26 protein-coding genes and 3 pseudogenes are annotated in these 26568 nt (G+C 58.8%); 24 read left to right on the top strand and 5 right to left on the bottom strand.

Annotation, left to right across the window (positions count from 1 at the left end; genetic code table 11):
• Positions 1 to 32 precede the first annotated feature (32 nt).
• Positions 33 to 521: pseudogene (locus ABCS64_RS03045) on the bottom strand (IS1595 family transposase); the annotation flags it as partial.
• A gap of 386 nt (positions 522 to 907) precedes the next feature.
• Here ABCS64_RS03045 and ABCS64_RS03040 point away from each other — a divergent pair.
• From ABCS64_RS03040 to ABCS64_RS02990, 11 genes and pseudogenes are all read left to right on the top strand, one after another.
• Positions 908 to 1066 (top strand): hypothetical protein, encoded by a 159-nt coding sequence (locus tag ABCS64_RS03040; protein WP_418890455.1) that lies wholly within the window; start codon positions 908 to 910, stop codon positions 1064 to 1066.
• Positions 1063 to 1761 carry a polysaccharide deacetylase family protein gene (locus ABCS64_RS03035; protein ID WP_418890454.1) on the top strand — a complete coding sequence of 233 codons (699 nt, stop codon included), beginning with the start codon at positions 1063 to 1065 and terminating at the stop codon, positions 1759 to 1761. The genes ABCS64_RS03040 and ABCS64_RS03035 overlap by 4 nt, the downstream gene beginning before the upstream one ends.
• 182 nt (positions 1762 to 1943) lie before the next feature.
• On the top strand, positions 1944 to 2804 hold the full coding sequence (locus tag ABCS64_RS03030) for an SDR family oxidoreductase (RefSeq protein WP_418890453.1): 861 nt from the start codon (positions 1944 to 1946) through the stop codon (positions 2802 to 2804).
• On the top strand, positions 2794 to 3642 hold the full coding sequence (locus ABCS64_RS03025) for an ABC transporter ATP-binding protein (protein WP_418890452.1): 849 nt from the start codon (positions 2794 to 2796) through the stop codon (positions 3640 to 3642). Before ABCS64_RS03030 ends, ABCS64_RS03025 begins: the two co-directional genes overlap by 11 nt.
• A gap of 498 nt (positions 3643 to 4140) precedes the next feature.
• Positions 4141 to 5280, top strand: coding sequence for an RNA ligase RtcB family protein (locus tag ABCS64_RS03020; RefSeq protein ID WP_418890451.1), 1140 nt, complete (start codon positions 4141 to 4143; stop codon positions 5278 to 5280).
• 3 nt (positions 5281 to 5283) lie between these two features.
• Positions 5284 to 5985: a hypothetical protein gene (locus ABCS64_RS03015; RefSeq protein ID WP_418890450.1), complete on the top strand. Its 702-nt coding sequence runs from the start codon at positions 5284 to 5286 to the stop codon at positions 5983 to 5985.
• Entirely contained in the window at positions 5934 to 6605 is a 672-nt protein-coding gene (prfH, locus tag ABCS64_RS03010; protein ID WP_418891859.1) for a peptide chain release factor H, read from the top strand. The genes ABCS64_RS03015 and prfH overlap by 52 nt, the downstream gene beginning before the upstream one ends.
• Before the next feature lie 130 nt (positions 6606 to 6735).
• A pseudogene (locus ABCS64_RS03005) lies at positions 6736 to 7206 on the top strand (NAD(P)H-binding protein).
• Between the two features lie 60 nt (positions 7207 to 7266).
• Positions 7267 to 7923, top strand: coding sequence for a LysE family translocator (locus tag ABCS64_RS03000; RefSeq protein ID WP_418890449.1), 657 nt, complete (start codon positions 7267 to 7269; stop codon positions 7921 to 7923).
• 163 nt (positions 7924 to 8086) lie between these two features.
• Entirely contained in the window at positions 8087 to 8488 is a 402-nt protein-coding gene (locus tag ABCS64_RS02995) for a carboxymuconolactone decarboxylase family protein (RefSeq protein WP_418890448.1), read from the top strand.
• A gap of 28 nt (positions 8489 to 8516) precedes the next feature.
• Positions 8517 to 9623: an alpha/beta hydrolase gene (locus ABCS64_RS02990; protein ID WP_418890447.1), complete on the top strand. Its 1107-nt coding sequence runs from the start codon at positions 8517 to 8519 to the stop codon at positions 9621 to 9623.
• A 408-nt stretch (positions 9624 to 10031) separates the two neighbouring features.
• Here the strand turns inward: ABCS64_RS02990 and ABCS64_RS02985 are convergent, their stop codons facing one another.
• Entirely contained in the window at positions 10032 to 11411 is a 1380-nt protein-coding gene (locus ABCS64_RS02985) for an IS1380 family transposase (RefSeq protein ID WP_418890446.1), read from the bottom strand.
• A 216-nt stretch (positions 11412 to 11627) separates the two neighbouring features.
• On the opposite strand from ABCS64_RS02985, the gene ABCS64_RS02980 reads away from it, so the two are divergent.
• Complete coding sequence (locus ABCS64_RS02980; protein ID WP_418891858.1) at positions 11628 to 11981, top strand: family 1 glycosylhydrolase; 354 nt, start codon at positions 11628 to 11630, stop codon at positions 11979 to 11981.
• Positions 11982 to 12056: 75 nt separating this feature from the next.
• Here ABCS64_RS02980 and ABCS64_RS02975 read toward each other — a convergent pair whose 3' ends face one another.
• Positions 12057 to 12650 carry a TetR/AcrR family transcriptional regulator gene (locus ABCS64_RS02975; RefSeq protein WP_418890445.1) on the bottom strand — a complete coding sequence of 198 codons (594 nt, stop codon included), beginning with the start codon at positions 12648 to 12650 and terminating at the stop codon, positions 12057 to 12059.
• A gap of 273 nt (positions 12651 to 12923) precedes the next feature.
• Here ABCS64_RS02975 and ABCS64_RS02970 point away from each other — a divergent pair, with 273 nt between their 5' ends.
• Entirely contained in the window at positions 12924 to 14969 is a 2046-nt protein-coding gene (locus tag ABCS64_RS02970; RefSeq protein WP_418890444.1) for a TonB-dependent receptor, read from the top strand.
• Positions 14970 to 15194: 225 nt separating this feature from the next.
• Positions 15195 to 15593, top strand: a complete 399-nt coding sequence (locus ABCS64_RS02965) for an extensin (protein ID WP_297957696.1) — start codon at positions 15195 to 15197, stop codon at positions 15591 to 15593.
• A 122-nt stretch (positions 15594 to 15715) separates the two neighbouring features.
• Here the strand turns inward: ABCS64_RS02965 and ABCS64_RS02960 are convergent, their stop codons facing one another.
• Entirely contained in the window at positions 15716 to 15934 is a 219-nt protein-coding gene (locus tag ABCS64_RS02960) for a hypothetical protein (RefSeq protein ID WP_418890443.1), read from the bottom strand.
• Between the two features lie 242 nt (positions 15935 to 16176).
• Here ABCS64_RS02960 and ABCS64_RS02955 point away from each other — a divergent pair, with 242 nt between their 5' ends.
• The 8 genes and pseudogenes from ABCS64_RS02955 (at position 16177) to ABCS64_RS02920 (ending at position 24580) form a co-directional block, all read left to right on the top strand.
• A complete protein-coding gene (locus tag ABCS64_RS02955; RefSeq protein ID WP_418890442.1) occupies positions 16177 to 17394 on the top strand; it encodes an MFS transporter in 1218 nt (405 codons plus the stop codon).
• Between the two features lie 243 nt (positions 17395 to 17637).
• Entirely contained in the window at positions 17638 to 18486 is an 849-nt protein-coding gene (locus ABCS64_RS02950; RefSeq protein ID WP_418890441.1) for an aldo/keto reductase, read from the top strand.
• Between the two features lie 163 nt (positions 18487 to 18649).
• The gene (locus tag ABCS64_RS02945) at positions 18650 to 19609 is read left to right on the top strand and encodes an alpha/beta hydrolase (RefSeq protein ID WP_418890440.1); all 960 of its coding nucleotides are present in this window, start codon (positions 18650 to 18652) and stop codon (positions 19607 to 19609) included.
• A gap of 24 nt (positions 19610 to 19633) precedes the next feature.
• The gene (locus tag ABCS64_RS02940; RefSeq protein ID WP_418890439.1) at positions 19634 to 19993 is read left to right on the top strand and encodes a nuclear transport factor 2 family protein; all 360 of its coding nucleotides are present in this window, start codon (positions 19634 to 19636) and stop codon (positions 19991 to 19993) included.
• Between the two features lie 67 nt (positions 19994 to 20060).
• Complete coding sequence (locus ABCS64_RS02935; RefSeq protein ID WP_418890438.1) at positions 20061 to 21056, top strand: alpha/beta hydrolase; 996 nt, start codon at positions 20061 to 20063, stop codon at positions 21054 to 21056.
• A 15-nt stretch (positions 21057 to 21071) separates the two neighbouring features.
• Positions 21072 to 21704, top strand: a complete 633-nt coding sequence (locus ABCS64_RS02930) for a flavodoxin (RefSeq protein WP_418890437.1) — start codon at positions 21072 to 21074, stop codon at positions 21702 to 21704.
• 226 nt (positions 21705 to 21930) lie between these two features.
• Positions 21931 to 23457: pseudogene (locus ABCS64_RS02925) on the top strand (carboxylesterase/lipase family protein); the annotation flags it as partial.
• Positions 23458 to 23470: 13 nt separating this feature from the next.
• Positions 23471 to 24580: an alpha/beta hydrolase gene (locus tag ABCS64_RS02920; protein WP_418890436.1), complete on the top strand. Its 1110-nt coding sequence runs from the start codon at positions 23471 to 23473 to the stop codon at positions 24578 to 24580.
• Positions 24581 to 24604: 24 nt separating this feature from the next.
• Here ABCS64_RS02920 and ABCS64_RS02915 read toward each other — a convergent pair whose 3' ends face one another.
• Positions 24605 to 24898, bottom strand: coding sequence for a hypothetical protein (locus ABCS64_RS02915; protein WP_418890435.1), 294 nt, complete (start codon positions 24896 to 24898; stop codon positions 24605 to 24607).
• On the opposite strand from ABCS64_RS02915, the gene ABCS64_RS02910 reads away from it, so the two are divergent.
• Together ABCS64_RS02910 and ABCS64_RS02905 are read left to right on the top strand one after the other, a co-directional pair.
• Entirely contained in the window at positions 24897 to 25199 is a 303-nt protein-coding gene (locus tag ABCS64_RS02910; RefSeq protein WP_418890434.1) for a nuclear transport factor 2-like protein, read from the top strand. The two genes, ABCS64_RS02915 and ABCS64_RS02910, sit on opposite strands and share 2 nt — an antisense overlap.
• Before the next feature lie 253 nt (positions 25200 to 25452).
• Complete coding sequence (locus ABCS64_RS02905; RefSeq protein ID WP_418890433.1) at positions 25453 to 26397, top strand: CPBP family glutamic-type intramembrane protease; 945 nt, start codon at positions 25453 to 25455, stop codon at positions 26395 to 26397.
• The last annotated feature ends 171 nt before the right edge of the window (positions 26398 to 26568 follow it).

Below are 26568 nucleotides of genomic sequence, written 5' to 3'. Positions count from 1 at the left end.
GTTTCTCCGATATCTATTATGGGGCTTAGGAAAAAGGGGGCGTCTCTGAGCAGTTTAAGCAGTATCTTGTAGAGGTCAAGGTGTCGGTGATTGAAGCGAAAGTGCTTCTCCAAACCCAAATCAACCAGCCCAGCATAGCCTTGCCAGCCGTCGGTGTAAAGACGCTGTTGGGAATCCCCTTTACCCCCGAATAATGGCTTGCAGCGTGGCTTTGAAGACATCGGAGACGATTTCGGTATAAACGCAGTCGCCACGTTTGAGCAGGCCAAAGACGATGGTTTTGCCATCCGCGCCACGCCCGCGTTTGCCCCGGATACGCTTGGGGCCGAAATAGGGCTCATCGGTTTCAAGTTCGCCCGAGAACGGGGACTGCGCAGCGCATTCTTGGGCCAGGCGGACACGGATACGCGAGTACAGCGCATTGACCGAGCGCACGGAAAGGCCACACAACTGCGCGACATCCGTGGCGGTCAAGTCATGGCAAACAGGCGCAGTAGCTGACGAAACTTGGCCTCACTGATTTTTCAATGGCGGTAGTACTTGTTTTTGCCTAGCATCTAAGGGAATTAACATGTATTGAACACATGTTTGCTTACCAAGCCCCTAAAAAATCTGTAAATTTGCAGGGTAGTTAAAAACTTTTTCTGGATTGAAGGCGTCATCCGCCGCTTTAAAGACGGCTACAACTGGTTCGGATGCGAGCCGAAAGTCGTGCTGGATTTCTTGGTGAAGTATTGTTGAACAAATAAAAGCGTAACAAGACGCACCGCCGCAGGCAGTACGGCAAGGCGGCGCAACGCCGTTACGATTTTTTAGATGTTTAATCTATGTTCCAAAAAACATTGAGCGATGGCTAATCAGTGTCACCATTTCCCCTCATCCAGCCACCACCCCGAGGAAATGCAACATGAACCTCGCCATCACCGGCGCCAGCGGCCACAGCGGCGGCATAGTTGCCCCACACCTCAGCGCACGCGGCCTGCCACCGAGCCTGCCGCTGCGCAATCCCGCCGGATGGAACAATTTGTGGACTTTCATCCATAACCGTTTGGGCAATAGCCGATGAAACCAAAGAAATTGCTGATCGGTCTCGCACTGGCAATAGCCGCATTTGTTGGCCTATACCTGTTGATGAACGCCCGCTGCTACCAGCTCATCGGCAATCTTGTCTGCCACGGCGCGAACGACCACAAACGCATTGCCCTCACCTTTGATGACGCACCCAGCGAGCGCACCAGCGATGCCGTGCTGGCGGTGCTGGCCGAAAAAAACGTGAAGGCAACCTTCTTCATGATCGGCGAAAACATGGCCCGCCACCCGCAGGCAGCGCAGCGCATCGCCGCCGCCGGACACGAACTGGGCAATCACTCCTACAGCCACCGGCGCTTTTTGCTGCGTTCACCGGCGTTCATCGCGCGCGAAATCGAAGACACCAACGCCCTGATCCGCGCCGCCGGCTATCACGGCCCCATCCATTTCCGCCCGCCCTACGGCAAAAAACTGCTCGGCCTGCCGTGGTATCTCGCCCGCCACAACATTACCACCGTGATGTGGGACAGCGAACCCACCCGCCACCAGCCGCCCACTGGCGAAGCCATTACCGCCGCTGCCCTCGCCCAAGCGCATAACGGCGCCATCATCCTGCTGCACCCGTTTTGCATTGATGCCTGCCGCGCCGAACGCGAAGCACTACCGCTTATCATCGACGGCCTGCGCGCGCAGGGCTACACCCTGACGACTGTTAGCGAACTGCTGAAATAAAAAATGCCGTCTGAAAGTTATCTTCCAGACGGCGTTGCTTATAGTTGAATAGATAAAAAACGTAGCGAGGCGACGTAACGCCGTTACGATTTTTTAAGTGTTTAGCTATATTCCAAAAGGCATTGAGCGATGGGGCGGCAACTGGCACCATTTCCCCTCCACCCAACCCAAGGAGACACAACATGAACCTCGCCATCACCGGCGCCAGCGGCCACATCGGCGGCATGGTCGCCCGCCACCTCAGCGCACGTGGTTTGCCGCTGATTCTGCCGCTGCGCACCCCCGCCAAAGCGCCCGATCTGCCCGCTTGCACGGTACGCCCCTTTGCCTACGCCGATTTCGAGCTGGCCCGGCAGGCGTTAAGCGGGGCGGACGTGCTGTTTATGGTGTCCGCCGCCGAAAGCCCGACGCGCGAGCAGGAACACCTGACCTTGGTGCGCGCGGCAGCGGCGGCAGGCGTGCAGCATCTGGTGTATCTGTCATTCGCCGGCGCCAGCGCCAGCAGCACCTTCACCCTGGCACGCACCCACGCCGCGACCGAAGCTGCCATCCAGCAAACCGCCATGCGCTACACCTTCCTGCGCGACAACTTTTACAGCGAAATGATGGCGACAATTGCCAACGCCGACGGCATCATTGCCGGCCCTGCGGACGATGGCCGCGTTGCCTGCGTCTCGCAGCAGGACGTAGCACAAGCGGCGGCCAACATCCTTGCCGCCATCGCCTCCGGCGACGACCGCCACCATAACCGCAGCTACACCCTTACTGGCAGCGAAGCGCTGACCTTCGCCGACATCGCCGCCGTTCTCAGCAAGATCACCGGCAAACCGCACCGCTACCACAACCAAACCCTTCGTGAGGCCTATGCCAGCCGCGAACGCGACTACCCCGAAACGCCCGCTTGGCAAATCGAAGCGTGGGTATCCACCTACACCGCGATCGCGGGCGGCGAACTCGCCACTGTTTCAGACGACCTGCCGCAACTATTGGGCCGCGCACCACGCCGTTTTGCCGAAGTCGTGAGGGATATTTATGCAGCCTGAACGCATCCCGCTGATCGAATTCAAAAACGTCAGCAAACACTACGACAGCCACGCCGCCGTCAGCGAACTGAACCTCACCATCTACCGGGGCGAATTTTTCGTGCTGGTCGGTGGCAGCGGCAGCGGCAAATCCACCACCCTGCGCATGATTAACGCGCTCACCGAGCCGACCGACGGCAACGTGTACTTCAACGGCAGGCGTATCAAGGATTACGACATCCGCCCGCTGCGCCACCGCATCGGCTACGTCCTGCAACAAATCGCTCTCTTCCCCACCATGACCGTCGCGCAAAACATCGAACTGATGCCGGACATCCTCGGCTGGGGCAAGGCAGAGCGCAAAGCGCGCATCAACGAACTGCTCGAACTCGTCGGCCTCCCGCCCGCGCAATACCGGCGCCGCTACCCGCACGAACTCTCCGGCGGCGAACAGCAGCGCGTCGGCATCCTGCGCGCCATCGCCGCAAAACCCGACATTCTCTTGATGGACGAACCCTTCTCCGCCCTCGATCCACTTGCCCGCGCCTCCTTGCAAGAAACCGTGTCGCTCATCCACAAAAAACTCGGCACCACCATCGTTTTCGTCACCCACGACATGGGGGAAGCGCTGAAACTCGCCTGCCGCATCGGCGTGATGCAGCACGGGCGGCTGCTGCAAGTCGCGACACCGCAAGACATCCAGAACCACCCGGCGGATGACTATGTGCGCTCGCTCTTCAGCGCGGCGCAAACGAACGACAACGCCGCAAGCGTCATCGCCGCTTTCACGCAGTTGGACGAAACGGAAAAGGCCGAAGTGCGTGCGGCATTGGCATTGGGTATCACACGCGACGCATAAGCAGCGACGCTTCTGCTTGCCGTTTTTGCCGTTTTTGTTGCGCTCGGCCTGCCGCCGCACCTGCGGAAAAAACGCAACACATTCCCCGCATTTGCCCGCGCCAAACTTGCCGCCAGCTCATTCTCCCCGCTAACATGACGCCCGCTTTCCCGCCTGCCCCTGCAAACGGGAATATCCGCAAAACGAGGCTGCGCTAAGCCGCCCATTTTCCTGTTTATCCACCATCCAGCAAAGAAGGAGCCCATCATGTCGCATGTTTTCACACTCCGTTCAATTCTTTGCAGCTCAGAAGCATAAGGCCGCTTCCCATTCTTGTGCCGCCCGCTTCGGGCTGCTTTCTCCCCATCGTGTAAACCGCAGCGCTTGCGCCGTTTGGCTGCGCCTGCCGTTTGCATTCGGCGCGAAACCATTTCATTTTCAGCATATTGCTTTGCCGCACGGCAAGGCAGGCTGCCGTATGAATGCCCGGTTTCCCGCCACCAGCAAGAAAGTACGAATATGGGCACACAAACCCCCCAATACCTTTCCGAAAACACCGTTTTAATCGCCGATTCCCACACCTGGATTGAAGGCAACGCCATCCAACAGCTGCAAACCACCAGCCGCCTGCCGCAAATGCGCCGCGTGGCCGGCATGCCCGATTTGCACGCCGGGCGCGGCTATCCCGTCGGTGCTGCGTTTTTCAGCAGCGGCCGTTTCTACCCCGCGCTCATCGGCAACGACATCGGCTGCGGCATGGCGCTGTGGCAAACCGATTTGGCCGCACACAAAGCCAAGCCCGCCAAACTGGCCAAACAGCTCGGCAATATCGATGCCCCGCTGGATGAAAGCTGGCAGCCGCGCATCCGCGAAATCCTGCCGCCCCATCCTTTTCAGGTAGCCTTAGGCACCATCGGCGGCGGCAACCACTTTGCCGAACTGCAAACTGTGGACACCGTCTACCGTCCCGAAAGGCTACCTGAAAATTTCAATGCCGCCTACCTGCAACTGCTTGTACACAGCGGCTCGCGCGGATTCGGCCAGCAGATTTTGCGCCGCCACGTGGAAGCACACGGCCACTCAGGGCTACCTGAAAACAGCCCCGAAGCCGCCGCTTACCTCGCCGAGCATCAAAATGCCCTCGCCTTCGCCCGCGCCAACCGCCAGCTGATTGCCGAACGCATGCTCGCGCTCTGGGGCGCCCAAGGCCGCCGCCTGCTCGACGTGCACCACAACTTCCTGCAACACACCGCAGTCGGCGGCGAAACCGGCTGGCTGCACCGCAAAGGCGCCACCCCATCCGACTGCGGCCTAGTGCTCATCCCCGGCTCGCGCGGCGACTACAGCTATCTGGTCGAGCCAGCCGCCGACTGCACCGTCGCGCTCAACTCGCTCGCCCACGGCGCCGGCCGCAAATGGCAGCGCAGCGAATGCAAAGGCCGCCTGTCGCACAAATACAGCGCCGACAGCCTGCGCCGCACCGCCTTCGGCAGCCTGGTGGTGTGCGCCGACAAGGCCTTGGTATACGAAGAAGCGCCGCAAGCCTACAAAAACATCGACAGCATCATCGCCGCCATGCAGCACGCCGGCCTCATCGAGCCGATAGCCCGCCTCAAACCCGTGCTCACTTATAAAACCAGCGGCGTCTGCGGAGGATGACACATGAAAATCATCAGCAAATTTAAAGATTTCTACGACCACAAAGTGGCCAAATACGGCAGCGACCCCGTGCTCGTGTTCGACCGCCGCCAGCCGTCCGGCAGCGAAATCCTGCATAACCTGCCCAAGCCGCCCGCCGACTGGCAGCAGGAATTCGGCACCTGCGCCGTGGTGTCCGAGCTGTATGTCGGCAACCTGCGCGTGTTCCTATTTGCCACCGACAAGCAGGTGTACAGCTCATACGACATCGAAAGCGTGTATCTGCAACCCCGCCGGCACCACCTCTCTCTGCGCATGGTGCGATTTCTCGACGGGAGCAAATTCTGCCTGCCGCAATTCGGCAACTACTACTGGACTTGGTATCAGCACTTCCAAGAACCCGATTTCAGCCCCAGCCGCTGCAACCGCAGCCAGCCGAGCATTGCCGCCCACCGCCGAGTGCCGTTGCTGCTCGCCTATTATGCCGACCCGCACCGCCCCACCCGGCTCGACAGCCGCCAGGATTTTGCCGAAAACCCCCAGCTCTCCGGCCTCGGCGTCTATTTCGACCCCGATATCGTGTGGCAGCACCTTTGCGAATATTTATCGCAGCTCAAAAGCGAAGCCGAAACCAGCCCGCCCGTGCCCGACAAAGACAAAATCGGCAACAAGGGATTCGATGTCAGACGCTCCTTCCGGCCGAAAATGAAAGGAAACAAAGCATGATCTACCTGCAAATCTCCACCGCTCAAGGCCCGGCCGAATGCCAGATGTTTGCCGCTTTCGCCCTGCGGCAGATACTGCGCGAAGCCGAACAGGCCGGCGTGCAGGCCGAGCTGTTGGAAGAAACGCCAAGCCAGTACGGCATCCTTTCCGCCGTGCTCAAATTCAACGGCAAAAACGCCGAAGCCCTGGCTGGACGCTGGCTCGGCACCCTGCAATGGGTCTGCCCCAGCCCGCTGCGGCCACAACACCCGCGCAAAAATTGGTATATCGGCGTGTTCAGGCTACCTGAAATCCCCGAGCTGCCCAACGATAGCGGCATCGAGTTTCAAACCTGCCGCGCCGGTGGCAAAGGCGGCCAGCATGTAAACAAAACCGAATCCGCCGTGCGCGCCGTACACCTAGCCAGCGGCATCGCCGTGCGCGTTGAAAGCGAACGCAGCCAGCACGCCAACAAAAAACGCGCGCTCGAGCTGCTTGCCCTTAAGCTGGCGGAGCACCACCAAAGCGCCCTGCAACAGCACGCCGCCGGCGCCCACAAATCACTCTACCAAGTGGAACGCGGCAACCCGCAGCGGGTATTCATGGGGCAGCAGTTCAAAGAATGGATCGGCTATAGCTGAAACAATTATTTTTTATCCTAGGCAATAAACCGAAGACAGTATGTGTAATACGGCGAGGCGAGCCAACGCAGCATCAGTTCTATTTGCAACGACTATACAATCCCACCGAACCCATTAACGGAGCCTATCCATGTCCCCACAACACATCCTGATGCTCGGCGCGAGCGGCAGTCTCGCCCGCGCGGTCATTCCCGTGCTGCTCGCCGAAACCGACACCCGCTTCTCTTTGTATGTGCGCAATGCTGCCCGTCTCGCCGCGCTTTCGTCCGAGCGGGTAACTGTCGTCGAAGGCGACGTGCTGGATACGGCGCGGCTCACCGCCGCGCTTGCCGGGCAGTCGCTGGTTTATGCCGGTCTTGCCGGCAATCTGCCCGCGCTGGCCAAAAGCGCGGTGTCGGCGATGGACGCGGCGGGGGTCAGGCGGCTGATTTAGGTCAGTTCGATGAGCATTTATAACGAGACGGGCGGGAACCACGGTGCGGTGCTTGATCCTTATAAACAAAGCGCGGCGATTGTCGAAGCCTCCGACCTCGATTACACCCTCATCCGCCCCGGCTGGCATACATATCCGTTTGGGGAATACGAATCACATTTACCTTGAGAGGTCATTTCGGGTATCCGGATGCGTAGTTATTCTTAAGATTCAGAATCAGGAAATCATATGACAGAAATCATCTCCGTTATCACCACCGTTGTTATTGCCCATTTCCTGGCATTAATTAGTCCCGGCCCCGATTTTCTGCTGGTTGTACGCAGCGCGCTGCGCAATACCCGTCGCCGTGCCATCGGCGTCGCATTAGGAATTGCGCTGGCAAACGGCGTCTATATTACGCTTTGTATTATCGGGGTAGGCTCTGCCATCGCCCATTCCTTGTGGCTGATGATTACCCTGAAAATCGTCGGCGGATTGTTCCTGCTGTATATCGCGTACCACGCCATTAAAGCGCGCCGCAGCGATTATGCTTTTTTAGCGCAAGCGCAAATTATTTTCGGCAATAAAAGTGCGCCGTCGTTTTTTAAAGAATTTTTACTCGGTATCGTATCCGGCTTATCTAACCCGAAAAACATTATTTTTTATTTAAGCCTGTTTTCCGTAATACTTACACCGCGAATTACGATAAGCCTAACCGTCGGTTTAGGGATTTGGATGACGCTGCTGGTATTCGCCTGGGACGTGATGATTATTTTTGTCTTATCGCAGCAACGGGTGCGCAATACGTTCGGCAAGATGGCCTATTATATTGACAAGGTTGCGGGCGCATTACTTGGCTTTATGGGTTATAAATTATTGGAAAGCGCCATAAAAGGAACCGCTTAACAATTCGCGCAGGCGTGTGAGGCTTTTGAATGACGAGTATCCGCCCCCCCGAATAGCCACCGGGGCCTTTCATACCTCAGCGCAAACTTAACGCCTCATCCCCTGCGCACGCGTATCGTCGAAAATCCTGTCGGGAAAGTCTCGACATCGCCAAGGTGTGATCATGTTTCCGTTATTGCAAAGATTCACCGCCGCTCGCTCCGCCGACCCCGAAAACAGCTACGCGCGCGGCGTGCAAACGCTCGTCAACCTGGGCTCCGCCCGCGCCACCGAAGGCGTGCTGTTTGACAGCGAAGGCATGGATTACGCGCTGAAAGCCAACCTCTTCGGCTACCTCTTCGGGCGCGGCGTCCTCTCCTACACCGACCGCGAAATCGTCGTCCTCGCCACCATCGCCTCGCTCGGCGACGGCGTGGAAGCGCAGCTTGGCTCACATATGAAAAACACGCATAGCCTCGGCGTGAGTAGCGCCGAATTGCAGAAAATCGTGGACGCCATCAAAATAGTCAACAGCGACAACGGCGCCCGCGCGCAGCGAGTGCTGGACGGCTTGAAATTGCAATAGCCCTCTCCCCAACACACAAGGAAACCCCATGCAGATCAAAACCCTGCTAACCGCCGCCATCGTCGCCATTATCGCGGCACAAACCGCCACCGCTGCGCCGCTCACCCTCGCCGAACAGGGCAGCTTTGCCGTCGGCGGCACCGTGAAAACCTCGCCCGGCAGCTACACCCCGATCCCGGCAGAAATTGCCGCGCGCAGCGGCGGCGCCTTTTGGGACGCGCACAAGGCCGCCATTGCCGCCGGCGGCATGACCCTGCACGGCGACCACGCCAGCGTCTTCTACCAAATCCCGGCGGACGCCAAAAAAACGCCGCTCGTCTTCCTGCACGGCTACGGCCAGTCGGCGCGCGGCTGGATGACCACGCCGGACGGACGCCCCGGCTTCAACGAGCTCTTCCTGCACAAACACTACCCCGTCTATCTGGTTGACCAGCCCCGACGCGGCCAGGCGGGACAAAGCACCGTCGCCGCCGACATCAGCGCAACGCCGGACGACCAGTTCTGGTACGCGCAATTCCGCATCGGCGTCTATCCGAAGATGAACGACGGCGTCGCCTTCCCCAAAGACCCTGCGGCACAAGAACAATTCTTCCGCATGATGACGCCGGACACCGGCGCCTTCGACGCGGGCGTGATTACCGACAGCATGGTCAAACTCTTTGACAAAACCGGCGGCGGCGTCTTCGTGACCCACTCGGCGGGCGGCATCATCGGCTGGACGACGGCGATGGCGACGGACAAAGTGCAGGCCGTCGTCGCTTTTGAGCCGGGCGCGTTCTACTTCCCGGAAGGCGAAGCGCCGCCGAAACTGGAAAGCAAATTCGGCGACGTGGCACCACTCACCGTGCCGCCGGAACAATTCGCCAAACTGACCCGCCTCCCCATCATCATCTATTTCGGCGACTACATCCCCGACCACCTCGACGGCACCCAGGGCGGCGAGCAGTGGTACATCCGCATGAAAATGGCGCAACAGTTCGTCGAAACCGTCAACAAACACGGCGGCCGTGCGGAACTCGTCCACCTGCCGAAAATCGGCATCAAGGGCAACACCCACTTCATCTTCAGCGACACGAACAACGCACAAGTGGCCGACCACCTCGCCCACTGGCTGAAAGCAAAGGGGTTGGAGTGAGGAAAAAGCCCGTCCTCCCAGTGGCCGCGTCCCACGAAAAAGCTTGCGCTTTTGCGGGTACCCGGCGGATGTGAGGGGAAACTCGCAATCTCGCGCAGCGAGAAAGGGTTTAATAATCGCGACAGCAACAAAACCCAGCATTTATCCCGCTTGGCAGCGCATTCCTTCTGCTCCTAACCCGCATTTCTCACACCCTCACGGTTCGGCCCCCGTTGGCGCGGCTTTTTCCTTCACGCGTTGCCGTGACCGCGAGGATTCAGGCCCGCGAGCGGCCAATGGAGTGCAGGCGGGTGAGGTTCTGCGGGCGGTCAGGTGCGTTGAGGGGGCAAGCGGCGCTGTTTGGGCATGAGACCGCCTCGCGCGAACGGGAGCGCGATCGGATCAGCAGGGCCACGGTGGCGTGGCGGATCAGCCGGGGGCGAGTCTGGCCTGGGCCAGGCGCCAGGTGGTCTGGAACGGATGACTGCTGGCCATGCTGACATGGATGCGGCGCACGCTGATCTTGACCCGTGCGCCGATCTTGAGCAGTTTCAGGCGCAGGCTCTCGCAGGTGGCCTCGGCCAGTTCGGTGCCAGCCAGCCCGATGCGGCGCAGCGCTTCGAGCATGACGTAGGCGAAGGAGGCGAACCACAGCCGCAGCTGATTGGCCCGCATCGTCGCCGTTGAGGTGCGATCGGCGAACAGGTGTAGCTGGCACTCCTTGATGCGGTTCTCCATTTCGCCTCGGGCGCAGTACAGCGCCTCGTACAGTTCGCGTGCCGGCCAGCGCTGAGCGTCCAGGCTGGTGACGATGAAGCGCGGATTGGCCTTGCCCGGCAGCTGCTCGGCCTTGCCGACGACCCGCCGGGCGCACGACCAGCTGTCAAGGGTGCGGTAGGTGAAGTCGCGAAACCGCCGTGCGGGCTTGCCGGTCTGGGTGCATTCGGCCTGCGCCTGGCTCATCTCGGTTTCGATCTGGGCCTTGAGCCGGTCGTTCTTGGCCAGCCCGAAGACGAAGTCGATGTGCGTCTGCTCGCACCAACTCATCAAGGCATCGCGCGCAAAGCCCGAGTCGGCACGCAGCACGATGCGCACCTCCGGCCAGTGGCGGCGGATCTGGGTGACGATGCGTTCGAGTTCATCGATGCTGCCCGCCGAGGCATCCGTGTTGGCCCGGCGCAGCTTGGCGGCGAGCAGATGTCGGCCGCAGAAGATGTACAGCGGCAGGTAGCAGTAGCCGCCGTAGTAACCATGGAAGAAACGCCCTTCCTGCTGGCCGTGCAGCGGGTCGTCGGTGGCGTCCAGATCGAGGATGATCTCGTCAGGTGCCTGCTCCTGCGCCTCAATGAAGCACGCGACGAACAGCGACTCGAAGGCCGCCGGATCGTGAGCGATCTTGTGATAGCGCGAACCGTCCTTGGTGTCGGGGGCATGTTCGAGCCGGTTCAAGGTCGACTTGCCCGCCAGCGGCTCGCAGCCCTTGCGCCGAGCGCTGAGCTTACCGGCCAGCGTGGCCAGTACCGGGTCACGGCGCAATTGATCGTGATCGTTCAGGTCCTCGTAGCCCAGCGCGATCCCCACGATCCGTTGCATCACCAACGTGTGCACCGTGTGTTCGATCAGCTCCGGATCGCGCCCATCCTCGAAGCAGGCCGCCACCCGTTCGGTCAGCCGCAAGGTGCGATCGACCTCGCGCAGCAACAGCGCGCCCGCATCCGAACTGATCTGCCCTCCGTCGAAATCCACCGCCACCTGGCGGCCATCAATACGCTTCGCGCATGGGCTGACTACGGTACACTGTGTCGGCATCGCGGCTTCCTCAGAGATATGGTTAAGTCGTTCTCGCAAAAAAACTTTCTCATATCTCCGGCCGCGATGCACCTTCTATCTGTGAGAAATGCGGGCTAACCGCGACGCCCCGCTCTACATCCGCGCGCGGCAAGACGCAGCAAGCGACTACGCCCCGGAAATTCAGTTGCCGACGGCGGCGCCGAAGTCGCCTTCAACGCCGCAGTACGCCCCGACCTGTTCAAACAACTCCTGCTGCACATCCGCGACGAATGGGGTAACCCGACCGTCATCATCACCGAAAACGGCGCGGGCTTCCCCGGCGATGACGAGATGAAAGACGGGCAAGTGAACGACGAAAAACGCTGCCACTACCTTGCCCACCACATCGCCGCCATGAAAGAAGCGATGGCACAAGGCGCGAACGTTGCGGGCTATCATGTTTGGTCCAGCCACGACAATCTCGAATGGTTCTCCGGCTACGGCAGCCGCTTCGGCATAATCTATGTGGATTTCAGAACCCAACAACGCACAGCTAAGGTGAGTACGGAAGTGTATAAACAGATTATTCGGAAAACGGAAAAGAGCTGAAAAATCGTTTGGATAAATAGAAAAAGTCGGATATCGCGCCCGACCTAAACACCTGTTTGACGCAATTAGGCCTCATCAAATTTTTCTTTTGGATTGTTCACCGGCCAAACCGTGTAACAACAAGCCCAAAACATCCTGCGGCAGCTTTTGCGGCGACGCGGCATAGAGCGCAGTCAGTCGCGGATGGCGCATCAATACGTCTGCCTGACGGATGAACAGGTCGATGAGTTCCACAGGCAAATCGGGGGCAATCAGGCGGCGGCTTTGCAGGGTGTGGAAGAAATAGCGCATGAAGGCGTATTTTTCTTCGTTCAGCTCCTTGAAAAATCGTTCCAGTTCCAAATCGGCGTTCTCTTCGATGTCGCGCAGGAAGGCAGCGGAATAGAGTTCTTCAAACGATTGTCCTTGCAGGGCGAACACGGTTTCGGCGACTTCGCGCAGGCCGCAGCGCCGTTCCAACAGGCTTTCGAATTCGGCGCGGACACGGTCTTTCTGTTCGATAACGATTTCACGCAAGAGCGAGTTTTTGCCACCATAATGTTTGTAGAAGGTAACGCGGCTGACGGCTGCTTCTTCGCAGATTCTGCCCACGGATACAGCGGCAAAACCGTATTCGCGGAACAGGCGGCTAGCGGTGGCGATGATGGTTTGCTGTTTGCGGGCGGTCATCGTTGTTTGTTGTTTGTTTGATGGCTTTCAGACGCAATAGAGCTGAAACAATTATTTTTTCAGTACAAGGCGAGCCGACGCCGTATGAAGTGAAGTATTTTAGCTATATTTTATGAAATCATGATTTTCCTACGGTATTCGGCTGTCCACAAACCGCATTTCGTTGCAAAATCATGCTTTTGATAAGTACTTGTATTCCTCTACCCCTCTTCCTATAATTTACAAAAATAGTAATTTTTATATAAATATGTAAACCACAAAAGGGCTAAGGAAATGCAGAAAACCACCCTCCGCCACCTGCCCCTGCTGCTTGCCGCCGCTTTCGCTTCCGAATGGATTTACGCCGCCAATGTGGCACAGGACACCGAACAGGTGCAATTGGAAGAAGTCGTCGTAACTGGCGAACGCGTCAACCGTAGCGGCTTTGAAACCGCTACGTCCAACCGCGTCTTCACCACGCCCGACATCGACCGCAGCGGCCACAATCTTTCCGCCACTGACCTGCTCAAACAGACCGTAAATACCGTCGATTTGGGCAGCGGCAACGATTTGCCGACCATGCGCGGCGTGGATGGATCGGGCCCAGCAGTGGGCGCAGTGGCGTTTTTCGCAGGCACGCGTCCGCGCCTGAACCTGTCCATAGACGGCCGCTCTGCCACCTACAACGAATACGCCTTCGGCAAGCAGTCGCTGTGGGACATGCAGCAGGTGGAAGTCTTGCGCGGGCCGCAAAGCCATGTGCGCGGGCAGAACGCGGTGGCGGGCGCGGTAGTGATGCGTTCCAAAGATCCGACCGACGAATGGGAAGGCGCAGTCCGCCTAGGTTTAGGCAATCAGAAAACGCACAACATCGCCGGCGTGGTGTCCGGCCCGATAATAAAAAACAACCTTGCCTTCCGCTTGAGCGCGGAGCAGCAGCAGCGCGAAAGCTACGAACCGTTCGTATCCTACGAGCCGACGGGTAACCCGCGCCGCGTGGAAAACACCAACGTGCGCTTCAAGCTCTTGTTCACGCCTGAAAATAATCCCGACTTTTATAGCCGCCTGACGCTGAACCACATCCGCTCCCGCGCGCCGCAGAACGAAATCATGGGCAACACCGCCAGCCGCCGCTTTCTAAAGGAAAAGCCCGTGTTCGTAACCGGCTCGACATCGGGCATCTGGGATGTATCGTGGCAGCTTAACGACTACCTGAAACTGGAAAACAAACTGGTTTACAGTAGCTACCACAACGAACGTTTGCACTTACCGATGACCGTTAATCCCCAAGGCGTGCCGGCTGAACTCAAAGGCCGCGAGCTGGAATGGGAACCTGTGCTGCATTTCAGTAACAAAGGCCGTCTGAAAGGCTTTGCCGGACTGCACTACTTCCACAGCAAGCAGGACGAATGGGTGGATATCCGCAGCGTCGGCGGCCGCAACACCTTTGACGACCACAACAGCGTGCGCGCCCTGTTTGCCGAAGCCACTTACAGCCCCACCGAAAAATGGGACATCACCGTCGCAGGCAGGCTGGAAAAAGAAACGCACCAACGAAACGGCGGCAGCGGCGCACTGCGTCTCGATTTAGACAAGGGACAGACCGTCTTCCTACCCAAGATCGACATCGCCTTCAAACCCACCGACCAATGGGTCAGCGGCATCAAAACCGCGCGCGGCTACAACCCCGGCGGCGCAGGCATCACCTTCGGACGCCCCGTCGTAACCTACGCCTACGAACCCGAGTATGTAAACAACTACGAGTGGTACACCCGCTGGCGCAGCGCAAACCGCCGCCTGCAACTGTCTGGCAACCTGTTCGTGAACCACTACCGCGACATGCAGCTTCCCTTCTATCTCGGCACCAACTCAGTGGTCATTCGCAACGCCAAAAAAGTCCACACCTACGGTGCGGAACTCGGTGCCGACTGGCAGGCAACCGACAGCCTGAAACTCACCACAGGCTTAGGTCTGCTGCATACCAAAATCAAAAGTTATCCCGACAGCGGTATCGAAGGTAACAAACTCGGCCGCGCGCCCAAGTACACCGCCAACATCGGAGTGAAATACCTGAACCCGAACGGCTGGGAAGCAGGCGGCGACGTGCGCTTCTACAGCGGCTACTATTCCGCCGCCGACAATGCCGAATCGGGTAAAATCAGCGCATATAGCCAAGTCAATCTCTACACCGCCTACAACTTCAAACAAGGCCGCGTCTCGCTCTACGCCGACAACGTGTTCAACCGCCACCGCCCCATATTCATCTCCGGCTCCGACCGCCAAGACGCCCTCTACCAACGCCCCAGAAGCGTGGGCGTGAGTGGAGAATGGAAGTTTTAAGGTACAGGCAAAATGAAATAACCGCCGAAACAGAAAGGTCATCTGAAAGCAAAGCTTCAACGAAGTTAAAACAAGGAAACCGCTTTTCAGACGACCTTTTGGACAAACCGGCGACATGCAGGTCGGCATTTATGCCCGGCACAACCCAACCCGATTCCGCCGCCTACTATCGGGCATTCATGCACGACCTACTGCAACTGCCCCCAATACCTAAAGGAAACCCGAATGCACTACTTCACCCCTGCCAAAGCCCTGCCCGAAGGCACTATCTACCTGACCGACCTGACCCAGGTCGCCGATTTTGCCGACTGGCTGGCCGAATTTGGAACCCTGTTAAACCAAAACCACCGCTTCGCCACCGTCTGTACCCCCATGCAGCGGGAGGTAAGCGACGAGCAGCGCATTGCCGACCGCAAAGACTACATCGCCTGGATAAAGGCGCACCAAACACAGCTTGCCGAACGCTGCGCCGCCATGCTGCTCATCGAACCCGATGCCGCGCAACTGGAATTCTTCCGCGAACAATCGTCCAAACTTGCCTCCGCATTGGGTGTGAACTACATCGCTGAAGCGGACGAGGTAAGTGCCATGCGAAAGGCGGAAGAAGCGTTGAAGGCAATCTGAAAAGCCTTCAGACGACATTGCAAAAACCGCATTCGATTATGCGTACACAAACTCGAATTCTTGCACCAAATCAGATGCATGCTGCGGCCGACAATGTACATCTCGCGGGTTGCCGTTTCCAATTAGCGGGGCAATTCCGAGCGGAGTAGCTCCGCCTCGAATGCAGCATTCAGGTGAAATACGATATTGGTTCGGGTAACGCGGAAGTCTTCCATAGAGACTTTATTACCGCCTTCGGCATAACAGCGGACGAAATCCACCCCCTTTGCTTCGGCTTTCAGAGTCATAATCGTTCTGGTGCAGGATGCCAGCGCGGAAGCGAGATAATCGGTTGTGGTCATAAAATCGCCCTTGCCACCCGCAGCCTGCGGGCCGTCCGTATAAACAGTCTAACCGCCTGCAAGATAGGCGTCCTTCTGGCACAAGCTGCCTTAGTATTCGGCCATTACGGTAACTATCATAAATAATCCTTTAATTAATAAAATGGGGCAGTATGGTTTAACACAGTCTGCGGTTTGGGTTGCCGACCACTGCGGCTTTCAAACAGCCTTTTGCACCCGCCCCAACCAAGGAAAACCAAACCATGTCCCAAGCTCCCGCCCCGCGTGACTGGCTGCTGCTCGTACTCGGCAGCACCTACAAATTCACCCTGACCGGCTTTTACCTGGTCGCGCTGATTGCCATTTTAAAAAAACACGGTTACAGCCTGAACCAATTAAGCTGGATACATTTAATCGGCGGCATAGAAGCGGCGAAAGTGCTGTTTGCCGCACTGATGGAACGCCGCAAGCCGGGACGGTTCGGACGGTTTCGCGGCTGGCTGCTGGCGGCGACGCTGGGGCTGGCGGCGGTGTTCGCGCTGATGATGTCCGCCGACATCGTCGGCAATTTCCCGCTGCTTCTGACCTGCTGCGTGCTGCTCTCGGCCATGTCCGCCGTGTACGGCTGCGCCATGCTGGGCTTGTCGTGCATCATCCTGCCGCGCCGCGAACGCGGTTTCGGCGGCGTGATTCAGACCATGGCGGCGCGCGGCGGCAAAATGATAGGCGGCGCGCTGGTGCTGTGGCTGTATCAGGAATACGGGCAGACGACGGCGGCGGTCTTTATGCTTGCATTCACGTTACTGGCACTGCTGCAACTTTTACTTTACCGCGAGCCGGAAAGCCCGACGGCGCAAGGCGGTTTGAAAGAACTGGCGGCGCGGCTGGTTTCTTTCTGGCGGCAGCCCGAAACCGGCTGGCGGTGGCTGGTGCTGCTGTTGTCGGTTGCCGCGCCCTATGCGTTTGCGGCGGCAACCTTCGTACCGAAACTGGCAGATTTGGGGTTCGACCCGAAACAGACGGGCGAGATTCTGGCGGTAGGCATACCCGTTGCCTGCCTGATCGTTACGCCGCTCTCGGGCTGGCTGTCGCGCCGTTATCCGCGCCGCAAACTCGTTTTTCTGCTCTACGCGCTGCAACTGCCGCTCTTGGCATCTATGACCGCCATCGACGCGCTCGCCCGCGTCCAGCCGTGGCTGCCGCCTGCGTTAATTATCGCGTTGAGTCTGAGCTACACGCTGCTACTGCCGGTAATACTCGCCTTGGTAATGGACAAATCCGACCGCACCACCGCCGCACTCGACAGCAGCCTGCAATTTTCCGTCGTCCTTATCGGTAGCTACGCGGCAGGCTTTGCCGCTCTGCGGCTGGCGAAACTTTTGGGCTACGCGCAAGCCTATTGGGTGGCGGTGGGGCTGGCGCTGCTGGTGGGCTGTGTGCTGTGTGCATGCCGGCGGTTGTTTGACGCGAGCGAACTGTAAATTAAAGAAGCAGACCGTCTGAAAGGGTAAATCGAGTAAAGATCCATATTGGATTTTATCTTTCAAATAATGCGGTTAAACGGCTATTTTCTATTTTTGGACGGCCTGTTGAGGCAACGCGGGACAAAACCTGCCCCGCCCAAATTGATGAAATTCGTGCATAGCCCCTAGCGAAGCGGCCCTGTTTATCGCCCGCCGCCCGCCCGTTATCATGCCCAACCTGCAATCACAGAGGAAAACACCATGCAAACCTTCACCCTGAACAACGGCGTCGAAATCCCCGTCCTCGGCTTCGGCGTCTTCCAGATTCCGCCCGCAAAAACCGCGCAGGCTGTGGCGGAGGCCATCAAAGCAGGCTATCGCCACATTGACACCGCCCAGGCCTACATGAACGAGGCCGAAGTCGGGCAGGGCGTCAAACAAAGCGGCGTGGCGCGTGAAGAAATCTTCATCACCAGCAAAGTCTGGGTAGAAAACTACGGCTATGAAGCCGCCAAAGGCTCGCTTGACCGCACGCTCTCGCGCCTTGACTGCGGCCACATCGACCTGATACTGCTGCACCAGCCCTTCAACGACATCTACGGCGCCTGGCGCGCGCTGGAAGAATACCAGGCAGCGGGCAAAATCCGCGCCATCGGCGTGAGCAATTTCACCGCCGACCGCGTCATCGACCTTGGCATCTTCAACAAAGTCATGCCTGCCGCCGACCAGATTGAAATCAACCCCTTCCACCAGCAGGCAGCACAAGTGGACACGCTCCGCGCCGAAGGCATCGTCCCCGAAGCGTGGGGGCCGTTCGCCGAAGGCAAATTCGGCATCTTTGAGAACCCGGTGCTCGCTGCCATCGCCAAGAAACACGGCAAAAGCATCGCCCAGGTCATCACCCGCTGGCTGATCGAGCGCGGCATCGTCGTGCTCGCCAAATCCACCAAACCGGCACGCATGGCGGAAAACCTTGCCGTCTTCGACTTCACCTTGGACGATGACGACAAAGCGCAAATCGCCACGCTGGATGTGGGCAAAAGCCAAATCATCAGCCACACCGACCCGGCGATGGTGCGCCAGTTCAAGGAATGGGTGTTTGGCGTATAAGTTCGACCGCCAGTATTCATCCGCCTGACATTTTTACCCAACGATTGTCCGCTGCTGATTAACGCTTCATGCACGAATAGACGGTTTACCCGCACAAACGCGGTGGTTATCCTTGCCGAATCTATTTTCCTACATCGTTTGCCGGCGGTTTTTACGAGGTTATATGCAACAAAATCGTTCAATGCTGCTCGCCACCCTGCTGTGCGGCAGTGCGGTCATGGCGCCGCTCCATGCCCAGCCGCTGAGCACAGACAGCACCATCCGCGATGTCCTCGCCCAGCCCGCTTTTCAGGGTTTTGCCGAGCGCCTGCTGCCGTGGGACGACGGCCGCGAGCCGCCCGATCTGCCGCTTAACCGCGTGGCGGAGCTGATGCCGTATCACAGCCACATTCATCCCGCAGAGATCGTCGAAACGCTCAACCATATGGCAGCGCAGCGGGCGGGCGGCGAGGCGGTGTTTTACGAGATTTATGCCGAAGCCGACAAACGCCGCGACCCGGGCAAACGTCACACCGGCATCTTCATGTTCAAGGGCAGGGACAACGCCCCCTTTGCCATGATTGCGCCGGGCGGCGGTTTTGCCTACGTCGGCTCGCTGCACGAGGGCTTCCCCATCGCCAAGCGCGTGGCGGCACAGGGCTATAACACCTTCGTAGTGAAATACCGTGCCGGCGCGGGTGGGCAGGCGGCCACGCAGGATATGGCGCGGGCGGTGGCGTTTGTGCGCGAAAACGCCGCCACGCTCAAGGTCAATCCAAACGGCTATTCCGTCTGGGGGGCGTCCGCCGGTGCGCGAATGGCGGCAGCCATTGGCTCTTATGGCACGCAGGCTTTCGGCGAACGCGAACCGTCCAAACCCGTGAGCGTCATCATGCTGTACACGGGGCACAGCGATATCAACCGCGCTGGCGAACCCGCCACTTTTGCCGCCGTGGGCGCAAACGACGGCATTGCCGCACCACACGTCATGCGCCACCGTATCGAACAGCTCAAAGCGATGGGCGTGCCCACCGAATTTCACGAGTACCCCCGCCTCGGCCACGGTTTCGCCCTCGGCAGCGGCACATCCGCCGCTGGCTGGGAGAAAGACGCGCTGGCGTTTTGGCAAAAACAGATGCGCTAATCCACGCCCTTCAGGAGAATCTTTATGCCACCGGATATCCCCAACCTCTCCGCCCTCCTCTGGCACGCCCTGTTGCAAGCCGACAAAGCCGCCGCCGCGCCGCTGATTGACGATGCCGCCGTGTTCGTCCACATGGGCGCGACCCTCGACAAAACGCAGGAACTCGACGCCATCGGCAGCCTGATTCGGCTCAAAAAGCTGGACGTGGAAGAGCAGAGCGTGCGCCTTATCGGCACGACCGCCATCCTGCTCAACAAAATCCGCCTCACCGCCGTGGTGAACGGCGAAACCGTGACCAACCCATTTGTTGTTACCGAAACCTGGGGGCAACAGGACACCGCTTGGCGACTGGCGGCGATGGCCTACACCCGCATCATTTACTGAGGATTGCCCCGTGCAGTTACGCACCATCCTGCTTTCCCTTGTTTTACTTACCACCACAGGAGCTACCATGGCCGCTAATTACAAAGCCAACCCCTTCACCCTCACCTACGACGGCGCCATCCGCGAAAACGTCAAGGGCCAGGTCAACCTGCACACCGTGCATTACCCAGCCAACGGCATCGAAGCGGCGGCGAACGTCTATACGCCCGCCAACTTCGACCCGGCAAAAAGCTACCCCGCCATCGTTGTTGCCCACCCCAACGGCGGCGTGAAAGAGCAGGTCGCGGGGCTATACGCACAAAAACTGGCGGAGGCAGGCTACGTCACCATCGCTTTTGACGCCGCCTATCAGGGCGCGAGTGGCGGCAAGCCGCGCTATATCGACAAACCACAGTTCCGCATCGAAGACATCCGCGCCGCTGCCGACTACATCAGTCAGTACCAGGGCGTGGACGCAAAGCGCCTCGGCGTGCTCGGCATCTGCGGCGGCGGGGGCTACACCATCAAGGCGGCGCAAAGCGACAAGCGCTTCAAGGCGGTGGCGACCGTGTCGATGTTCAACAGCGGCGATGCACGGCGCAACGGCTTCATGCGCTCACAAACCGACACCATTCAGGAGCGCCTGGCACAGGCCGCTGCCGCCCGCGCTCAGGAAGTGGCGGGCGGCGAAGTGCAGTATTCCCCTGCCTTTGCGGCAGGCATGAGCAAGGAAAAAGTCGCCGCACTGCCCTATGAAATGTACCGCGAGGGTTACGAGTATTACGCGCAGACGCACGCCCACCCGAACTCGCAGACCAACTACACCTTGAGCAGCCTGCAAGACCTGATGACCTTCGACGTCAACACCAATGTGGATTTGATTAACCAGCCGCTCTTGATGATTGCCGGCGACAAGGCCGACAGCCTCTACATGAGCGAAGAAGTCTTCAAAAACGCCAGCGGCACAGCCAACAAAGAACTCTTCCTCATCAAAGGCGCAAGCCACATCCAGACCTACTGGCAACCGGAATACGTCAAAGAAATCAGCGCCAAGCTGAAGGACTTTTTCGGCAAGAACCTGTAAACAAACCTGTCGCTCTTGGCGGACGACAGGAAAGGAACACACATGAACAAATTACGCAGAAACCTCATAACAGCGGGCGGCATTGCAGCGTTGTCAGCAGCATTCGGCATCAACGCCGCTGCGGCAGACCGCCCCGCCCCGACAGGACACAAAACCATGAGCAAAACTTTGATTGTTTACTACTCCCACACCGGCACGGTGCACAGCATCGCCCAACGGCTGGCCAAAATGACCGGCGCCGACACCTACGAAATCAAGCCGAAAACCATCTACGACCGCGATATGTGGGCAGCGTGGGACGTGGCGAAAGCCGAGCAGGAACAAGGCATCCTGCCGCCACTTATCACGAAAATACCGAATATCGACCGTTACCAGCAGGTGATTCTGGGCATTCCGGTGTGGGGGCGCACCATCGCCAACCCGATGCAGACCCTGCTGTCGCAGTTGGATTTCCAAGGCAAAAACGTCTATGTGTTCTGGACCTTTTACGACCACGACGAAAAAATACGCGACGCCTTGGCGCAGCAAATCCGCAACGGCCATTTCACAAGCGGTTTGCCGCTGACCATGAATGTCGTCCATGCCCCGGGGCAGTTGGAGGGCGTCTTGCAAAAATGGCTGATGGAAACAGGGCTCGCCGCCCCCTGACACGTTCACCAGGCTGCCTGAAACAGCGGCGTGCCGGAAAAAGAGCGCTTGGCCCGCCACTGTTGCCACGCACCACCCGCCGCTTTCACCCTTTACCCATGACAGGAGAACGCCCATGAAAAAGCACCTACTGACCCTCGCCATCACCCTGGCCCTGCCTGCTTTTGCCCACGCCGACGCCATACAGGCGGGCAATGGCATCGCCGTCGTGTAAACCCAAAGCGGCACGGTGCAAGGCTATATCCACCGCGACATCCTGACCTACAAGGGCATTCCGTATGCCACCGCCGCCCGCTTCATGCCGCCGCAAAAAGTGGCGAACTGGCAGGGCGAAAAACTGGCCCTGACCTATGGCGACGTTTGCCCGCAGGTGCCGATGGGCGGGCGCTCTTTCTTCTTTGCCGGCCCCGAAATGCCTGAAAGCGAACAATGCCTGAACCTGAACATTTGGGCGCCGAAGAAAAACGACGGCGACAAACGGGCGGTCATGGTGTGGATTCACGGCGGCGGTTTCCAATCAGGCGCATCCAACGACTTGCACAGCTATGACGGCGAAAACCTGGCGCGCACAGGCGATGTGGTCGTGGTATCGGTCAATCACCGCCTGAATGCAATGGGCTATCTGGATTTATCCGCATACGGCGGGCCATACAAAGATTCCGCCAACGTGGGCATGCAAGACTTGGTGGCGGCGCTGGAATGGGTCAAAGCCAATATCGACCAATTCGGTGGCGACCCGAATAACGTCACCATCTTTGGCGAATCGGGCGGCGGGGCGAAAGTCTTGACCCTGATGGCCATGCCGAGTGCCAAGGACCTGTTCCATAAAGCGGTGGTACAAAGCGGTGCGGTGGAAAAAATAGGGATGACTCTGACCCCGCAAAAAACGTCGCAACGCGTGACCGAGCTGACGCTGAAAAACCTGGGCGTGAACAAAAACAGTCTCGCCAAACTGAACGGCTTTACCCCGAATCAAATCAACGATGCGGCAAACAAAGCCCTGAAACAAACCGCCGAAGAACAAAAAATCACGCCGGTGCGCGGCACGGGGGGCTACGGACTTTCCTGGGCGCCGAGCCTGGACGGGCGCCTGATTCCGCAAGAACCGGTAGGCGAAAAATATCCCGATATTGCCAAAGACATACCGTTGCTCATCGGCTCCAACTTTGCCGAATGGGAAAGCTTCCCGCTGCAACTGGATCTGGCAACCGCACAAAAAAGCAACCGCTTCACCTGGAGTGAGGCCGAAGTCAGCAAGCGTTTGCAAAGCAAATATGGCAGCCAGACAGAAGCCGTCGTAAATGCCTTTCAAGCGGCTTACCCCAACCGCTTGAAAGCGGACGCCCTCTATGTGGACAGCCTCCTGCGTACCCCTGCGTTAAAAACCGCCCGCATCAAAGCCGAACAGCGCGGCGCCCCGGTATACAACTACCTGTTCGCGTGGGATACCCCAGTGTTCAATGGCGTGCCGATGAGCTACCACACCTCTGAAATCGCGTTTGTGTTCAACAACATCCAAAAAATGGCACAAGCCACTGGTGGCGGCCAAGCAGCGCAGGCGCTTGCCGACAAAATGAGCCGTGCATGGACGAACTTTGCCAAAACCGGCAACCCCAACGGTGAAGGCCTGCCGCAATGGGACGCTTACACACCCGAAAACGGCAAAACGATGATTTTTGACAACCAGCCGGAAGTCAAAGCCCATCACGACGAAAAATTGCAGCGTTTACTCGCCCCGAACCTGAATTTCTAAGCAAGGAAAAACCATGAAGCCCAAAACCGCCATCCTCGCCGTTATTGCCGCTATCGGCCTCGCAACCCAAGCCACCGCTGCGCCGCTCACCCTCGCCGAACAGGGCAGCTTTGCCGTCGGCGGCACCGTGAAAACCTCGCCCGGCAGCTACACCCCGATCCCGGCAGAAATTGCCGCGCGCAGCGGCGGCGCCTTTTGGGACGCGCACAAGGCCGCCATTGCCGCCGGCGGCATGACCCTGCACGGCGACCACGCCAGCGTCTTCTACCAAATCCCGGCGGACGCCAAAAAAACGCCGCTCGTCTTCCTGCACGGCTACGGCCAGTCGGCGCGCGGCTGGATGACCACGCCGGACGGACGCCCCGGCTTCAACGAGCTCTTCCTGCACAAACACTACCCCGTCTATCTGGTTGACCAGCCCCGACGCGGCCAGGCGGGACAAAGCACCGTCGCCGCCGACATCAGCGCAACGCCGGACGACCAGTTCTGGTACGCGCAATTCCGCATCGGCGTCTATCCGAAGATGAACGACGGCGTCGCCTTCCCCAAAGACCCTGCGGCACAAGAACAATTCTTCCGCATGATGACGCCGGACACCGGCGCCTTCGACGCGGGCGTGATTACCGACAGCATGGTCAAACTCTTTGACAAAACCGGCGGCGGCGTCTTCGTGACCCACTCGGCGGGCGGCATCATCGGCTGGACGACGGCGATGGCGACGGACAAAGTGCAGGCCGTCGTCGCTTTTGAGCCGGGCGCGTTCTACTTCCCGGAAGGCGAAGCGCCGCCGAAACTGGAAAGCAAATTCGGCGACGTGGCACCACTCACCGTGCCGCCGGAACAATTCGCCAAACTGACCCGCCTCCCCATCATCATCTATTTCGGCGACTACATCCCCGACCACCTCGACGGCACGCAGGGCGGCGAACAATGGCATATCCGCATGAAAATGGCGCAGCAGTTCGTCGATACCGTCAACAAACACGGCGGCAAGGCCGAACTCGTGCACCTGCCGAAAGTCGGCATCAAGGGCAACACCCACTTCCTATTCAGCGACCTGAATAACGCACAAGTCGCCGACCACATCGCGAACTGGCTGCACAGGAAAGGACTGGGTCAATGACAGATTGCACCTGCCGCGAAGCGCTTATCCCGCTTGGCGGTACCCCTCCCCGACCCTAGCCACAACGACCCGCGCTGCCGCCGCAGCCTGGTTATCTCCCTCAACGGTGTCGGCAACACCGTCGCCACCGGTGGCGAGCGCTTCGCCTTCAGCCCACAGTCGCCCTATCCGCGCGACTACACGGAAAATGTCGCTCAGGCAGAGCGATAATTGGCCGCTGGCGCAGGCCATCTGCTCGCCGGCCTGCCCGACCTCACCGGCTACGAGCACATCTAATACCAATTTTAGGAATTGGTCGCCGCTGGTGCCCGTCATCATGCAGCGCACAAACGGCACCCTGCGCGGTAAGGCGGAAATCCGCGCTTTCCTCGCAGAAGGGGCGCGCCGCCGCCCGAACGAATGGGTGCGCTGGTACCGCGATGCCCACTACTACACCGGCGGCGACATCCTCATTTGGGAATACCCGAGCCAAACCCTGGACGGCAACCAGGTAGATATCCTCGAATTCATGCAGCACCGCGATGGCAAAATCTACCGCCACCGCATCTACTGGGGTTGGTTCGGCAGTCAAATGCTGATCCAATCCGCACTTGCCAAACGAAGTAAGCCGCAAGCGTGACCACCCTCACAAACCTAGTATTTACCTCGCTGGGCGCGTGCCCTGGGCGGAAATGCGCATAGAAAAGCCTTTCACCCGTCGGTGAATGGTTGGCGTGAGAGCATTCGTCCGCAGGACGGACTGAAAAGACCTGATCATCCGCTTGACGGGGCTAGCATTGACCCCGTTTGGTAGGCTCAGTGTTTACACCGCCTGGCGCCCACCATCCGCAAAATCCGTACAATCCCGCCGAACCCACAACCAGGAAGCATCCGTGAACAACCTAAAACCAATGCCCGAAAGTAAGATGAAACGGCGGCGCGCCGAAGACAGAGCAGGTAGTACGGCAAGGCGCGCCAACACAACCAGATTGCTTTCTGGGATGGGGATAAGCGCCTATGACCGCCCCGGCTTTTTTTACCTTTGGTCCTTCCTCATCCCCTGCGCCTGCTGGCTGGCGGCAGGCTATATCAGCCATACCCCCGGTCTTGATACCCACACCACCCTGCAAGGCACCCTTGGCATCATCGGCCTGGCCGCGCCGACCGCCGTCGCCGCTTGGCTCTTCCTGCAAAAACCGGCGCTGCTCGCCGATCTCAAACCCCGCCTCAGCCTGCGCACCATCCGCCCGCGCTACCTGCTCGCCGCCGTGTTCATCGGCCCCGTTACCCTCATCCTCGCCCAGCTCATCTCGCTTGCCTTCGGTTACAGCGCCGAGCAATTCCGCATCACCGGCCAGCCCAGCTTCACCAGCGCTCTCTTCTCGCCGTGGCTGCTGCTTGCCCTCGCGCCCTTGCTTGAAGAACTCGCCTGGCACAGCTACGGCACCAACGCGCTGCTTGCCCGCTACCGCCTCATCACCGCAAACCTCATCTTCTTCGCCTACTGGTTCTTCTGGCACATCCCGCTTGCCAGCATCAAAGGCTACTACCAGGCAAACCTCGTCGCCGAAGGCTGGCAACACGGCGTCAACTTCATGGCGAGCATGATCTGCTTCGTTTTCATCATAAACTGGCTGTACCTGAAAAACGCGCGCAACATCTGGATTGCCGTCGTCTTTCACCTCTGCGCCAATCTCGGCAATGAAATCTTTGCCACCCATCCGGACAGCAAAATCATCCAGACCGGCCTCTTTGCCCTCATCCTCGCCGGGCTGATGACCAAAGAAAAAGCCCTTTTTCTGGGCCCCCTTGCCCAACAAAGCGGAGAAAACCCGTGAGAAAACTGTCCATCACTTGTGCCCTCAGCCTGCTCGCCGGTAGCCCGATCAGTTGCAACCCAATTCGTACTGAGTACAGATGACATCGCCGCTTTGGAAAAACTGGCCGCAGAAACTCGCGTCGATACATACGGCGGCTGGAAAGAAACCGTTTAATACCCATCCCAGAAA

Origin of the sequence: Dentiradicibacter hellwigii, from assembly GCF_041770905.1 — a bacterium.
In the GTDB taxonomy this organism is placed as follows: Bacteria; Pseudomonadota; Gammaproteobacteria; order Burkholderiales; family Rhodocyclaceae; genus Propionivibrio; species Propionivibrio hellwigii.
The sequence above is the reverse complement of the archived record's forward strand: the minus strand, read 5'-3'. Positions and strand labels throughout refer to the sequence as shown.

Coding starts and splice junctions, on each gene's coding strand:
- ABCS64_RS03040 (WP_418890455.1), top strand. CDS start 908: ATGAACCTCGCCATCACCGGCGCCAGCGGCCACAGCGGCGGCATAGTT.
- ABCS64_RS03035 (WP_418890454.1), top strand. CDS start 1,063: ATGAAACCAAAGAAATTGCTGATCGGTCTCGCACTGGCAATAGCCGCA.
- ABCS64_RS03030 (WP_418890453.1), top strand. CDS start 1,944: ATGAACCTCGCCATCACCGGCGCCAGCGGCCACATCGGCGGCATGGTC.
- ABCS64_RS03025 (WP_418890452.1), top strand. CDS start 2,794: ATGCAGCCTGAACGCATCCCGCTGATCGAATTCAAAAACGTCAGCAAA.
- ABCS64_RS03020 (WP_418890451.1), top strand. CDS start 4,141: ATGGGCACACAAACCCCCCAATACCTTTCCGAAAACACCGTTTTAATC.
- ABCS64_RS03015 (WP_418890450.1), top strand. CDS start 5,284: ATGAAAATCATCAGCAAATTTAAAGATTTCTACGACCACAAAGTGGCC.
- ABCS64_RS03000 (WP_418890449.1), top strand. CDS start 7,267: ATGACAGAAATCATCTCCGTTATCACCACCGTTGTTATTGCCCATTTC.
- ABCS64_RS02995 (WP_418890448.1), top strand. CDS start 8,087: ATGTTTCCGTTATTGCAAAGATTCACCGCCGCTCGCTCCGCCGACCCC.
- ABCS64_RS02990 (WP_418890447.1), top strand. CDS start 8,517: ATGCAGATCAAAACCCTGCTAACCGCCGCCATCGTCGCCATTATCGCG.
- ABCS64_RS02985 (WP_418890446.1), bottom strand. CDS start 11,411: ATGCCGACACAGTGTACCGTAGTCAGCCCATGCGCGAAGCGTATTGAT.
- ABCS64_RS02975 (WP_418890445.1), bottom strand. CDS start 12,650: ATGACCGCCCGCAAACAGCAAACCATCATCGCCACCGCTAGCCGCCTG.
- ABCS64_RS02970 (WP_418890444.1), top strand. CDS start 12,924: ATGCAGAAAACCACCCTCCGCCACCTGCCCCTGCTGCTTGCCGCCGCT.
- ABCS64_RS02965 (WP_297957696.1), top strand. CDS start 15,195: ATGCACTACTTCACCCCTGCCAAAGCCCTGCCCGAAGGCACTATCTAC.
- ABCS64_RS02960 (WP_418890443.1), bottom strand. CDS start 15,934: ATGACCACAACCGATTATCTCGCTTCCGCGCTGGCATCCTGCACCAGA.
- ABCS64_RS02955 (WP_418890442.1), top strand. CDS start 16,177: ATGTCCCAAGCTCCCGCCCCGCGTGACTGGCTGCTGCTCGTACTCGGC.
- ABCS64_RS02950 (WP_418890441.1), top strand. CDS start 17,638: ATGCAAACCTTCACCCTGAACAACGGCGTCGAAATCCCCGTCCTCGGC.
- ABCS64_RS02945 (WP_418890440.1), top strand. CDS start 18,650: ATGCAACAAAATCGTTCAATGCTGCTCGCCACCCTGCTGTGCGGCAGT.
- ABCS64_RS02940 (WP_418890439.1), top strand. CDS start 19,634: ATGCCACCGGATATCCCCAACCTCTCCGCCCTCCTCTGGCACGCCCTG.
- ABCS64_RS02935 (WP_418890438.1), top strand. CDS start 20,061: ATGGCCGCTAATTACAAAGCCAACCCCTTCACCCTCACCTACGACGGC.
- ABCS64_RS02920 (WP_418890436.1), top strand. CDS start 23,471: ATGAAGCCCAAAACCGCCATCCTCGCCGTTATTGCCGCTATCGGCCTC.
- ABCS64_RS02910 (WP_418890434.1), top strand. CDS start 24,897: ATGCAGCGCACAAACGGCACCCTGCGCGGTAAGGCGGAAATCCGCGCT.
- ABCS64_RS02915 (WP_418890435.1), bottom strand. CDS start 24,898: ATGATGACGGGCACCAGCGGCGACCAATTCCTAAAATTGGTATTAGAT.